The 13,114-nt window shown below is 63.6% G+C and carries 8 protein-coding genes; all 8 read left to right on the top strand.

Annotated features, from left to right (window positions below; all coding sequences use genetic code 11):
* Nucleotides 1–125: 125 nt before the first annotated feature.
* The 8 genes from QF819_01715 (at nucleotide 126) to QF819_01750 (ending at nucleotide 13,111) form a co-directional block, all read left to right on the top strand.
* On the top strand, nucleotides 126–1,478 hold the full coding sequence (locus QF819_01715; GenBank protein MDP6801881.1) for a putative O-glycosylation ligase, exosortase A system-associated: 1,353 nt from the start codon (nucleotides 126–128) through the stop codon (nucleotides 1,476–1,478).
* Nucleotides 1,475–2,605, top strand: a complete 1,131-nt coding sequence (locus QF819_01720) for a glycosyltransferase (GenBank protein MDP6801882.1) — start codon at nucleotides 1,475–1,477, stop codon at nucleotides 2,603–2,605. Before QF819_01715 ends, QF819_01720 begins: the two co-directional genes overlap by 4 nt.
* Complete coding sequence (locus QF819_01725) at nucleotides 2,602–3,762, top strand: glycosyltransferase (GenBank protein ID MDP6801883.1); 1,161 nt, start codon at nucleotides 2,602–2,604, stop codon at nucleotides 3,760–3,762. The genes QF819_01720 and QF819_01725 overlap by 4 nt, the downstream gene beginning before the upstream one ends.
* Entirely contained in the window at nucleotides 3,759–4,949 is a 1,191-nt protein-coding gene (locus QF819_01730; GenBank protein ID MDP6801884.1) for a glycosyltransferase, read from the top strand. Before QF819_01725 ends, QF819_01730 begins: the two co-directional genes overlap by 4 nt.
* Nucleotides 4,950–4,987: 38 nt before the next feature.
* The gene (locus tag QF819_01735) at nucleotides 4,988–5,551 is read left to right on the top strand and encodes an acyltransferase (GenBank protein MDP6801885.1); all 564 of its coding nucleotides are present in this window, start codon (nucleotides 4,988–4,990) and stop codon (nucleotides 5,549–5,551) included.
* Between the two features lie 20 nt (nucleotides 5,552–5,571).
* Nucleotides 5,572–6,606 carry a FemAB family PEP-CTERM system-associated protein gene (locus tag QF819_01740; protein ID MDP6801886.1) on the top strand — a complete coding sequence of 345 codons (1,035 nt, stop codon included), beginning with the start codon at nucleotides 5,572–5,574 and terminating at the stop codon, nucleotides 6,604–6,606.
* Between the two features lie 490 nt (nucleotides 6,607–7,096).
* Nucleotides 7,097–11,470, top strand: a complete 4,374-nt coding sequence (locus tag QF819_01745) for a FlgD immunoglobulin-like domain containing protein (protein MDP6801887.1) — start codon at nucleotides 7,097–7,099, stop codon at nucleotides 11,468–11,470.
* 219 nt (nucleotides 11,471–11,689) lie between these two features.
* Nucleotides 11,690–13,111 (top strand): sigma-54 dependent transcriptional regulator, encoded by a 1,422-nt coding sequence (locus QF819_01750; protein ID MDP6801888.1) that lies wholly within the window; start codon nucleotides 11,690–11,692, stop codon nucleotides 13,109–13,111.
* Nucleotides 13,112–13,114 lie beyond the last annotated feature (3 nt).

The raw sequence follows: 13,114 nt of genomic DNA on the forward strand, positions 1-13,114 counted from the left end.
CGCCGGAATCCGCGCCGCCTTCCCACCGGGAGGGGGCTCCCAACCCGGATCGGTGCACAGAAGACCGACGCTTCGGTTCTGTGGACCCGGCTGGAAGCTGGCGACTTCACGAGATTCCACGCTTCATGGCGAAGCGGGAATCCCTGGGGCTTGCGCTTCTTCTCGGACTCGCTCTCCTGGCCGGCTGGATTGTCGTCACATTCCCGATGCGCCTTGCCATGGCGCTTTTCGGCACGATGATCGTGGGTGTGGCTGTCATGGCCGCGCCGTTTCTCGGAGTGGTGGTCTACTTCATCCTGGCGTTTCTCCGACCGCAGGAAGTGTTCTGGGGACTGGCAGATGCCCGCCTCACGGCACTGGTCTCCGGGGCGACGCTCGTCTCAGCCATGCTGCACTTCTCAGTAAGACCGGATCTGTCCTTCCTTCGCAAGCCACAGTGCCTGTTTGTTCTGGTTCAGTGGTTGTTCCTCTACCTGTCCACGCAGTACGGCGACTTCGGAGTGCCGGAGGCCAAGTGGATGGCCTACTACAACAAGATGTTCATCATCTATTTCGTGGTTCTGGCGCTGGCCACCTCCGAGAAGAAGCTCGCCGTGCTGTCATGGGTCATCGCGATCTCGATCGGCTACTTGTGCCTCTGGGCCAACGACCGATACCTGTTCCACGGATGGAGACATGTCCACGGCCCCGGTCGTCCGGGCGCGACCTTCTACGACGAGAACGACTTCGCGATGGTCATGGTCATGGCGGTGCCGTTCATCTGGTACTTCATGAGGTATGGCAAGAACCGTCTCGTGTCGCTGGGACTCCTGGGGCTTCTCCCCTTTGCGTGGCACGGGGTCTTCATCACATTCTCCCGGGGAGGGTTCCTGGGACTTTGCGGGGCGATGGCATGGATTGCTCTTCGCGAGAAGAGCCGGTGGCTTCGCCTGGGGATCCTCCTGGTGGGGGTCGCCTTCTTCGTGCGCCTGGCAGGGTCGGAGTATCGGGACAGGCTCGCGACCATCGGAGAGTATGAGGAGGATGCGTCCGCGACGGGCCGATTGGAGTCGTGGGGTGCCGGAATGGAGATGGCCGCATCCAACCCGCTTTTCGGAGTAGGCCTGCGAAGATACATGACAGCGTTTCCGTACTATTCGAACTCGCACCCGAGGGTGGCGCACAACTCCTGGGTTCAGCTGGCCGCGGAGTGCGGATTCGTGGCGGTCGGCGCCTATAGCGCACTGATTGTCCTGACGGCGCTCTCTCTCTACAGGACGCGGAAGCGCATCCCCCTCTTGCAGGAGGAACAGCGGCGTACCGTCAGGACGCTGGAAGGAGCATTCTCCGGAAGCCTGATCGGTTACCTTGTGTGCGGCTTCTTCCTGTCGATGGAAGACTTCGAGTTCTTCTATCTGCTGGTGGCTCTCGTTCAGTCGCTGGACCGGGTGACGGCGGCCCGCCTGAAGAAGCAACCTGTGGAGGCTCGGATCGCATGAAGCCCCGGGTGGCCCATGTTCTTCATTCGATGAAGGTGGCCGGAGCAGAGGTCCTCGTTCACCGATTGATTTCGCGGTACTCGGACGAGTACGACTTTCATGTGTTTGTGCTGGACGACATCGGCGCCCTCGGAGAGGAACTGAAGGGAATGGGCATCCCCGTGACCCACCTGAAGCGGAGACCCGGCGTCGACATCGGTATGGTGCTTCGGTTGAGGAAATGCCTGACGAGCGCGCGCGTGGATCTTGTGCATGCGCACCAGTACACGCCCTGGTTCTACGCAACGCTGGCGGGGGCGGCCCGGGTCAGGCGGCGGCCGCGAGTCTTGTTTACGGAGCACGGCAGGCACTACCCGGATTCTCGCAGATGGAAGAGGATTCTGTTCAATCGGGTTCTGCTGCGCGCGACAGACATGGTGGTGGCGGTCAGCGGGTTTGTGGCACGGTGTCTGGAAGAGAATGAGGCACTGCCGTCTTCGCGGGTGCGCATTGTCTACAATGGAATCGACCCGGCCCGCTTTGGCGGAGCGCAGACGAAAGTCGAAGCCGTTCGTCAGTCGCAGGGACTGGATCCGGATGACCGGGTCGTGGGCCTGGCGGCCCGGATGGACACGGTCAAAGACCACCAGACTCTGCTTCGCGCGTTTGCAGTTCTTGCGGATCGTGTCCCGCAGGTTCGCCTGGTCCTGGCGGGGGAGGGTCCGCTTCGGCCGGAGCTGGAATGCCTCGCGCGGTCGCTGGGCGTGAAGGAGCGAGTCCGTTTCCTGGGTGTGCGGCGCGATATTCCAATGCTTATGGCCACCTGGGATGTCTTCGCTTTGAGTTCGCTGTCCGAGGGCACCAGTGTGACGCTGCTGGAGGCGATGGCATCAAGGCTGCCCGTCGTGGCCACAGATGTGGGGGGGAATCCGGAGATCGTGGAGGACGGAATGACGGGGCGTCTCGTCCCCAGAGGCGGAGTCCAGGAGATGGCCGAGGCGCTGGAAGCGGTGCTCCTCAACCCGGATCTGGCGAAGCGCTATGGCGCGGCGGGCCGGACACGCGTTCAAGAGCGATTCACCGAGGCGAGTATGATGAGCGCGTATCAGGGGATCTACCGCGACCTTCTGAAGGAGGGCGCGCAGTGATTCGAGGCCGCGACTTTGTCGTCCTTGCGGATGACTGGGGGCGTCACCCTTCCAGTTGCCAGCACCTCTTCCAACGACTCGCCCCCGAGAACCGTGTGCTCTGGGTGAATACCATCGGCACGCGGGCTTCCAGTTTCTCCGCGTCGGACTTCGCCCGCGTTCGCGACAAGTTTCGTGGATGGATGGGGAGGGCGCCAGGGGAGGTTGCCGGGGAGATCGTGGAGGTGTGGAACCCGGTGATGACCCCTTTCGATCAGTGGCGCCCCTTTCGGTCGCTCAATGGGCATCTTCTCCGAAGGTCGGTCCGGAAAGCCATCGATGCGTATGGGATGCGGAATCCGTTTCTGGTCACGACGATTCCGAATGCGTTCTCGCTCGTGGGAGAAGTGGGCGAGTGCGCCAGCGTGTACTACTGTGTGGATGAGTTCTCCGAGTGGCCGGGAGCGTCCCGCGGCGCCATGCGTGAGATGGAGGCGGAGCTTCTGAGGAAAGTGGATCTTGTCGTTGCGACCTCGCAGGAACTCTTCGACGCGAAGTCTCTCCTGCATTCGCGAGTTCGCCTCCTGCGCCATGGTGTCGACTGGCGAACCTTCGCGGAGGGGAACCGGGGAGAGTCCTCCCACCTGCAGGAGATCCCGCAACCCCGTGTGGGCTTGACCGGATTGGTGGACCTGCGGCTGGATGTGAGACTCGTGGGCGAGATCGCACGGGAGATGCCGGAGGTAGCGTTTGTGTTCGTCGGGCCACGGCAATTGCCACGCTGCGAGCTGGATGCCATCCCGAATGTGTACTTCCGCGATGCGGTGCCGTATGCGGAGGTTCCGGGCGTGCTGTCTGCGCTGGATGCCGCGTTTCTTCCGTATGTGGAATCGACTTTGACGGACTGCATCAACCCCTTGAAGCTGCGTGAGTTCCTGGCCGCTGGCCTGCCCGTGGTTGCCACGCCGCTCCCGGAGGTTGTGGTCCTCAGAGAGCATCTCTACCCGGCCGGAGGCCCGATGGCGTGGAAGGACGCGCTTCGGGCGGCTCTTTCGGAGGACCCGGTGAAACGCGCCGCTCGATCCTGTGCGATGAAGTCCGAAGGCTGGGAAGCGCGAACCGAGGAGTTTTCTCGCGCACTCGGAGAGGCGGAAGAAGTGGCGGGAGCCGGCCTGTGAATGTTCTCGTGATCAGTACGCTCTATCCGAATGCGGCCCAACCCGTTCACGCGCTGTTCGTGGAGCAGCGCGTGCGCGCCATGGCGGAGCGCTTCCCGGTTCGGGTGCTGTGCCCCATTCCGAGTTTCCCTCTTGTGTCGCGCATGGCTCGATACGCGCACCGTCGCGGAATCCCGCAGCATGCGGATTGGCGGGGAGTGTCGGTGGGGTATCCCCGATTCCTGTCGATCCCGCGTATCCTGAAGCCGTTGGATGGAGTGTTCCTCTTCGCGGCGTGCCTGGCGGCTGCGCTGCGAATGCGGCGCGACTTTCCGGTGGACCGGATTGACGCGCATCTGGCGTTCCCGGATGGCTGGGCGGCGGTGTGGCTGGGCCGTGTGTTGCGAGTGCCGGTGACCGTGACTCTGCGCGGGCACGACATCAACGACTTGCCCCGTTTCCCTTGTCGATGGTCACAGGTCCGGTGGACGCTGAGAAACGCCGACGGAATCATGCCGGTGGCCGACGCGCTTCGGGTTGCGGCGCTGGAGGCGGGAGCGCCCGCTGCGCGAGTGAGAACGGTGGAAAACGGCGTGGATGCGTCGCGGTTTTGCTTTGGTGAAGCCAGTGCTGCTCGCCGGGATCTCGGTTGGGATTCGGAAGCGCGGGTCATTCTATCTGTCGGGCATCTTGTGGCACGAAAGGGATTCTGCCAGTTGGTGAGGGCTTTGCCGAAGGTGCTGGAGAGTGTGCCCCGCGCCCGGCTTGTGATTGCGGGAGGCCCTGGGGAAGAGGGCGACATCACGGCCGAGCTTCATCGGACCATTGAGGAGTGTGGTGTGTCGGATCGGGTCACGCTGTTGGGCGCGGTCGCGCACGAGGACCTTCCCCCGTACTACCAGGCGAGCGATCTCTTCTGTCTGGCGAGTGAGAAGGAAGGGCGCGCGAATGTTCTGGTGGAGGCGCAGGCCTGCGGGACTCCGGTCGTGGCGACGGCGGTCTGGGGCACTCCGGATGTGGTGGGAGGGACGGAGAATGGGCTTCTGGTAGAATCCATAGACCGCTCTGGTCTGGCGGACGCGATCCGGATCGCACTCTCGCGAGAATGGGATCGGAGAGCGATTGCATCGCGAGGCGGAAAGTGTTTGTGGGAAGATACGGCGCGACAGGTGGAAGAGGTTCTCATCCGAGTGGGAGAGAAATCGTGAGAGAGGCTCTCAAGGCGATGGCCCGGGGAGTGTGCCGGGTGAGCATAATCCCGCGGTACTTGATCTACCGCATGGAGTGCATTCTGGTCGACCCGGATCGGGCATTCCACGGCGTCAGTCAGGAAATGTCGCTGGTGCCGGGCGTAGTGGGGGAGTACCTGCGCCGGGAGTTTCTGCGTCTTTCGATTGACCGATGTTCGTCCGATTGCTGCATAGGGTTCGGGACGGTGCTGTCGAAGCGGGGCGCGCGCATCGGGAGACGGGTCTATGTCGGCACCCGCTGCAATCTGGGTCTGGTGGAGCTGGGTGACGATGCGCTGTTGGCGTCAGGAGTGGAGGTGATGTCGGGCGGGCGGCAACATACCTTCGAGGATGAGGAGATCCCGGTTCGAGAGCAGGGAGGCCGATTCGAACGAGTCTGTGTCGGGCGGGACTCCTGGATTGGAAGCGGAGCGCTGGTCATGGCTGACATTGGTGACAAGTGCGTGATCGGAGCGGGAAGTGTCGTCAGGGACCCGGTGCCCGACGGGGGCATTGCGGTGGGTTCCCCCGCGCGGATTGTGGGGCGAAGGGGAGAGCGGACGGAGTCGGAGGGAGCATGACGGGAGAATCCCCCGCGCCCGTGAAATGGACTCGTCTGGCCAAGGGCGATGAGTCCCGCTGGGATGACTTCGCAGGTCGCGTGCCGGGGGCGACGCTCTATCATCGAGCGGGCTGGGCATCCGTGATTCAAGAGGCCTTTGGCCAGGAACCCATCTACCTGATCGCGGAGTCCAAGGGGCGAATCGAAGGGGTGCTCCCACTCTTCGCGTTCTCTCACTTCGTCTTCGGCAAGTACCTCGTGTCGATGCCCTTCCTGAATCGCGGGGGAATCCTGGCTGAAACGGACCGCGCCCGCCACGCACTCCTGGAGGGAGCGAAGACGCTGCTGCGGGAGACGGGTTCGGCCTACTGTGAGCTTCGGCATACGGAAGCAGAGGCCATCGGAGGCCTTCCCGCCCGAACCGCCAAGGTGTCGATGGCTTTGACGCTGGACGCGGACCCCGAGCTCCTCTGGAAGCGAGTCGGGCCGAAAGTGCGGAACCTGGTGCGCAAGGCGGAGCGGGCAGGACTGGAAGTTCGCGAAGGGCAGGGGGAGGAGGATCTGGCCACATTCCAGGAACTCTTCGCAGTCAACATGAGGGATCTGGGCACGCCGGTTTACTCCCCGGGCTTCTTCCGGGCGGTGCTGGGTGCTTTCGGCGACCACTGCCGACTGACGCTGGTGGAGCGGGATGGGGTGGCCGCCGCAGGGGGACTGTGCCTCCAGTACAATGGGTTTACGGAGATCCACTGGGCCGCGTCACGCCGCGAGTTCCGTCGCGATTCCCCCAATATGCTGCTCTACTGGGATGCCATCCGGGACGCCTGCGAGACGGGGCTGCGCACATTCTGTTTCGGGCGGTCCACCGAGGGATCGGGCCCGTACCGCTTCAAGCGCCAGTGGGGCGCGGAGCCCGTTCCGCTCCGGTGGGAGTACCTCCTTTCGGCCGGAGGGGGGCTTCCGGAGCTGAATCCGGACAATCCGCGCTTCCGGCTTGCCGTTCGCATCTGGCAGCGCCTGCCGCTGTCTGTCACCCGCATTCTGGGGCCTCCGATCGTGCGTCACCTCCCCTGAGATCCGTCTCCCGCGGGCGGTCCGGGCAGCCCCAGGGACGCGTCGCGCGGCCGACGAAGTGCCCCCGGCTGCCAGACATATTCCTTGTCACCATGTTGGCGCGATTCTATCCTACCTCCGTTGTCGGGTGTGCGGATGGCGCGGCAGGGCGAGGGGGTGGCAACCCGGCACGGGAGTGCCCACGCAAGGTAGTGGCTTCCGGCGGGAGCTGGAACTGTGCTTCCGCGGGAGCTGGAACTGTGCAAGGCGTGAGCAACAGCACTCCCGATGTGGTCAGCATGCGGACAGCGGCTGACTCCCCCACGGCCTGAAAATCTGGCGATCGGCTGTCGGACTTGTGGTTCTTCAATGAGTTGGAGGTCTATGCGGCTTTGCACGCCAACCGGCACTTTCCTTGCGTAGGGAGAGTTCGGCCGGACCGGGTCTGCGAGCCTCACTCGCGACGGATGGTCCCGAAGGTATGTGGCAGGTGGTTTGTGGAGGCCCCCCATTGATTCGTCGAACTGAGCTCTGGATGGCGGCCGTCGGGACGGCGGTTTGTCTTGTGAGTGGAGGAATCGCGCGGGACGCTTCCGCTCTGGATGTTCCGCTGCGAATCCGTGAGACCGCAGGCGTCCCGCGTTCCGCGGAGATCGTCACTTCGGGTGTTCCCATTCCCCGGGGTGAGCTTCTCGACGAACAGCAAGCCGCCATGGGTGGGGTCGACGCGCAGTTCCGGTCGCTGGCCGAGTGGTCAGACGGGTCCGTGAAGTGGCTGCAGGTGTCGTTCCCGGCCACGGTTTCCGCCTATGGAACCGCGATCTATCAGCTCACCTCTGGAGCCGGCGATGCGCCGTCCGGCGTGCTCAGTGCGGTGGATGACGGTCAGACGGTGACCGTGAACACGGGCCCCCTCCGCTTCACTCTGAAACGCAACGGATTCAACCTCTTCGACGAAGCCTGGATCGACCTCAATCAGGACGGCTCGTTTGCGGAGTCGGAGCGGCTGGTCTCTCCGGGGAGTTCGACCGGTTCCCGGGTCGTGGGCACCGATGGAGAGAACTACACATCCGCGAACGGGGTTCCCGCGACTCTTGAGGTGGAGGAAGCGGGGCCGCTGCGTGTGGTCATTCGATTTGAGGGCGTGCACTCGGGAACCGCAGGGGATCATCTGGACTACTCCGGCCGCATATACGCGTACCGGGGTCGAGAAGAGGTGCATGTTCGCTTTGCGGAGATCAATCGCACCCCGACCGATACCTACAGCAACGGCGGGCAGCCGAAGTGTCGCTGGCTGGCTGGCGAAGGCCCGGTCGGAGGCTCGTCAGGGAGTCTTCAGATGGAGGACCTCTCGCTCGTCACGCGGTTGAGCCTTTCGGGGAGCCCGAGCTTCGCGCTTCAGGGCGACCCCGCCGGAGGGATCGCATCGGGAGATCTCCTGTCGGACGCATGGCTGTATCAGGATTCCAGCGGGGGCCAGTATTGGCAGGTGAGCGGCGGAACCACCTTCTCGGGCTACGAAATCCGACACGGGCAGACGCTTCTGGAAAGCGGATCCCGGGCGCAGGGCTTCGCCGACATCCATGACGGAACGCGCGGGCTGTCGGTCGCCATCCGTCACTTCTGGGAGAACTTCCCGGACAAGATCATGGTCTCTCCGGACGGCACGGTCACGGTGGGTCTCTTCCCGGGTGATTTCTCGCTTCCGTTTGAACATCGTCCCGGGGAACGAAAGTCGCATTGGGTTCAGTACCACTTCCACGCCGGGGACGAAGTGGCCGGTGGCGTCGCCGCCTCCGCGCTTGCATTTCAGGAACCGCTCCGCGCGATGGCTCCTGCGTCCTGGTATTGCGACAGTCAGGCGCTCGACGATCTGGAACCTTACGACCCGGTTGCGTTCCCGGAGTACGAAGCGCACAACGGGTACGGGGCGGACGGCTACCTTTCGATTCGCGAGCAGTCTGACTTCTACGGCTGGCAGGACTTCGGAGATGTCTGGAGCGACTTTGAAGGAGGCGGGGCTCCGCCGAACACGAACAACGCGGCCAACAACCTGGAGTACGACTCCGGGTTCGCGTTCATTCAGCAGGCGCTTCGCACCACGGGCTTGAACGATGACCTGTCGGACAAGTGGTGGAAACTCGCGGCGGAGGGGAATGAGCATACCGCCGATGTGGACATTTACCATGTGCACACCGGTCCGCTTCCGTGGATGTGGGGAGGGATGTGGAATCACACCGGTCACGGCAAGAGCGGCTTTGATGATCCGCACCGAGGGGACAATCCCAACGCGGCGCACTCATGGAATCGGGGGATGCTCGCCTGGTACTACCTGACGGGGGATCGCGATGTCCTGGAGGGCGCGCTGGAAGTGGGAGAGAACATTACCTGGCGTGTGGAGAATGGGCCGGGGATGCCGGGTGCAAGCGGGACCGAGGATGAAGAGCGCGGCCCGGGACACGCGCTCCAGATCCTGACGGACATGTATCTCCTCACCTGGGATTCACGATACTACCAGGCGGCACACAAGTTGATCGCCGAGAGCCACGCGGATACCAAGGAGTTTGTGCAGAGCCCGGGGTCGGGCACCTGGCGGTGCAAACCATGGATGATTGCGATTCTCATGCGCAACCTCGGTCGCTTTGTTGAGGCAATGGCCATCGAGCAGGGAACGGTGGAGCAGGAGGCCATCGATTCGCTCCTTGGGTATGCGGAGTTCATGGAGGCGCGCGCCTGGGTGGACAGGGATGCGGGAAGTCCCGGATTCTTTCACTATCAGGTGGAGGGGGACGGGACGAATATTCCCGGTGGCAACAATGTGAATATGTGGACGCTGAGGGCTTCGGATGCGTTCACCTTCGCGGGTCGGCATGAGCCGGACCCTGTCGTGGCTCAACGGTATCGCGACATTGCCCGCGTGGGCTTCGAAGATGCTTCCGCGTACCCCTGGTGCTTCACCTGCCCGACTCATGAGTTCCTTCAGGCCAAGGTGCATCAGGTCGTGGCGGGCTCGGGACAGGAGTATATGCGGCAGGCTTCCTCGCAGGGGCCGTCGGATACCATTCCCCCGGGCGCAATCACGGACCTTGCGGCAGTGAGCGGACCGGGTGAGGGAGAGATCTCCCTGGCGTGGACTGCCACCGGCGACGACGGGGTGGAAGGCCAGGCCATCAGCTATCTCGTGCGGCGCTCCGCGGGGCCGCTCCTCACGGCCGAAGACTGGTCGGACGCCACACCGGTTCCCGGGGCCCCCATTCCGGGGCAGGCCGGATCTGCGGAGAGCATGATCCTGACGGGTCTGGGAGGGGGAGAGGTCTGGCATGTGGGAATCCGCGCGGTGGATGATGCGCTTCAGGTCGGGGATCTATCCAACTCGCCTTCCGCCCCGGCGGGAGCCGACATGACTGCGCCGACCATCAGCGACCTGTCCGCTCAGGAAGAAGTCCCCGGCACGCTGATCTTCCGTTGGAGCACGGATGAACCCGCGACCTCGGCGATCGAATGGGACCCGGCGTGGCCGGGGTCCGGAGATCTGGCCAATGTTGTGAGCGATGGTCTTCTGACGACTTTCCATGAACTTCAGGTTTCGGGGCTCAACGCCGGGACGACGGTTCACTACCGGAGCACTTCGGCCGACGCCTCCGGCAATGCGGACACCACGGATGTCTCGCAGATTACGGTGGCGGCGACGGATGCTGTACCCCCAGCCATCAGCGGGCTGGGTGCATCGGTAGACGGTACGGGCGAGAATCTCGTCGTGGTGTGGAATACGGACGAACCGGCTGACGGGCGCGTGGAGTATGGCGCGGATTCGTCCTGTACTTCCTCCACGGTGCTGGACCCTTCGTTGACGCTGGCGCACGCCGCAGTCGTCGCGGGCGTGGCTCCCGGGGAGACCGTCTACTTCCGCGTGTTGTCCGCGGATGGTTCGGGGAATGTCTCGGTCTCTGCGGTCCAGGCTTTCACAATCACCCAGGATGAGGAGCCACCCCAGATCAGCACGCCCGAGTACACCTTCACGCTGAGTCAGGCTCGGATGGACTTTCTCACGACGGAACCCTCCTGGGGGGAGATCCGTTGGGGAGTGGGCTCTCCCGCCGGGAACACACTTCCGCTCGGTTCCGCCGTAGCGCCGTCGCTCTCCCACTCGGTGATTCTGGGGGGGCTGATGGACGGCTTGACCTACCTCTTCGAGATTGAGCTTTCGGACTTGTCCGGGAACATCTCTCTTCTCGGCGGGAGCTTTGCGTTGCCGGGCGGACCGGGCGTGGACACCACCCCACCGGGCATTCCTCTGGGACTTGAGATCACCGCCTTCACGGAAGAGGACGGAGTGGCGCTTCGATGGGCGCCGAACTCCGAGGCGGACCTGTTCGGGTATCATGTGTATCGCCGGGTCCACCAGCCCGGCTCCAATCAGGGTTGGTCCATTCTCAATGCCGAAGTGACCGGGGACACCGCCTGGGGAGATGAGGGTCTGGTGGCCGGCACCTCCTATGAGTATGCGATCACGGCGCGGGATTCCGGGAGCAACGAGAGTGGAAGAAGCCCGGGAGTGGTGTTCGATCCCGGGGATTGGCTGGACCTCCGGACGCTGGGGCAGAGTCGCCCGAATCCATTCACGCCCCAGGCAGGCACCTCGATCACCTTCCAGGTTCCCGCCGGCGCGGGGCCTGATCCGCAGCGCACCGTCCTTGCGGTATTCGACCTGAACGGAAGACGCGTCCGCACCCTCTTCGCTGAAGACGCGGCCGCGGGTGATGAGAATACGGTCCGGTGGGATGGATGCGACGGCGAAGGGAATGCACTGGCCTCTGGCGTCTACTTCTCCCGGCTTCGCATCGGCCAGGACATCCACTCAAGGAAGATGGTCCTCCTGCGCTGACCGGGAAGCCCCCGTCCTTTCACGAGGCGGTACCCCGTCCTCGGCACCCTCTTCGCAATGGCTTCGTGCAGATTGCACGCCCCGCCGCTTCGCTGCTGGCTGACCTTGAACGACTCTTGCGGTCGCTGCACATCTGTGGCGCGTCGGAAATGGCATGGTTCGTGCGATGCGGGAGGTGTCTGGAAGCGCAACCACGCATCGACACCGGAGAGGATGGGGATGAAGCGAATCCTGTATGTGGAATCGGACGCGAAGTCACGCGCCCGAACGGTAGAAGCACTGCGCACGCTGCAGTGTGAAGTCACTTCCCTCAGCACGACGGGTGAGGCGGTCCACGCGTTGGAGAACGACCCGCCGTCGCTGGTCATGGCGGTGCGGAACGAGGCGAGCGAGGACGACCTCCGCCTGATTGAGCATGCGCATCGCCTGCGAAGCGGCGTACCCGTTCTGGTGCTGGCGAGAAGGGGAAGCACCCGCGGGGCCATCGCGTTCATGGATGCCGGAGCGTACGACTATGTCGCAAAGCCGGACAGCGATAACGCGATTCGTGAGATGGCCGAGAACATACTTCGAAGCGCGGGGGCCTTGGCAGTGCCCGACGCAGGGCTCCTCCCCGAAGCGGGAGACGACGGACCAGGGGCGATCGTAGGGCGCAGCGCGGAGATGATCGAGATATTCAAGATGATCGGCAGGATCGCGAAGTCCGACGCGGCCGTCCTCCTGCAAGGGGAGAGCGGAACCGGGAAGGAACTCGCTGCGCGGACGATCCATGAGAACAGCCGCCGCCAGGGGAGACCCTTTGTAGCGATCAACTGTGCAGCCATTCCGGAGACCCTTCTGGAAAGCGAACTGTTCGGGCATGAGAAGGGGGCTTTCACCGGTGCGGTGGGCATGCGTCGCGGGAAGTTCGAACAGTGCGACGGCGGGACCATCTTCCTGGACGAGATCGGCGACATGAGCCTGGCGACTCAGGCGAAGATCCTCCGCGTGCTGCAGGAGAAGACCTTCGAGAGAGTCGGTGGCGAGGAGAGCCTGACCACCGATGCCCGCGTGGTCACGGCGACGAACAAGAGCCTTGTGAAGGAGATGCGGAAGAACGAGTTCCGGGTTGATCTCTTCTATCGGCTGAAAGTGGTCTCGTTGTTCCTGCCGCCACTCAGACAGAGGCATGGAGACATTCGCATTCTAGCGGAGCACTTCCTTCGCAAGTACGCGGAAACCGGCCGACAGCCGATGCGAGGGATTACTCGCGCAGCCCTGGAGATGCTCCAGGGAAGTCCGTGGGAAGGGAATGTCCGCGAACTCGAGAATGCCATACAGAGCGCGGTTGTGCTAAACAGGACAGGAGTACTGGACAGAGAGGACTTCCCGTTTCTCCGGCAGGCGGTGGGTGGCGAATCCATCGACTCGAATCCGTTGGAGAGTCTTCAGCGGGAGGTGGCTCGCGCGTCGCGTGCACTCTTGCGCACAGAGCGTGCAACCGAGGGGCAGGGAGTCTACCGAGCATGCATGGATCTTGTAGAACAGACTCTCGTGACGGAAGCACTTCGTCACTGCGACGGGAACCAGGTGCGTGCGGCGCGAGTCCTCGGAATCAGTCGCAACACCCTGCGGAGTCGGATGCACTTCACGCGGGGATGAGGG

The organism is Gemmatimonadota bacterium, assembly GCA_030747075.1.
Lineage (GTDB): Bacteria > ARS69 > ARS69 > ARS69 > ARS69 > ARS69.

What these genes read in the sequence shown, in the direction of transcription:
- QF819_01720 (MDP6801882.1), top strand. Translation starts at nt 1,475, where the DNA reads ATGAAGCCCCGGGTGGCCCATGTTCTTCATTCGATGAAGGTGGCCGGA.
- QF819_01715 (MDP6801881.1), top strand. Translation starts at nt 126, where the DNA reads ATGGCGAAGCGGGAATCCCTGGGGCTTGCGCTTCTTCTCGGACTCGCT.
- QF819_01750 (MDP6801888.1), top strand. Translation starts at nt 11,690, where the DNA reads ATGAAGCGAATCCTGTATGTGGAATCGGACGCGAAGTCACGCGCCCGA.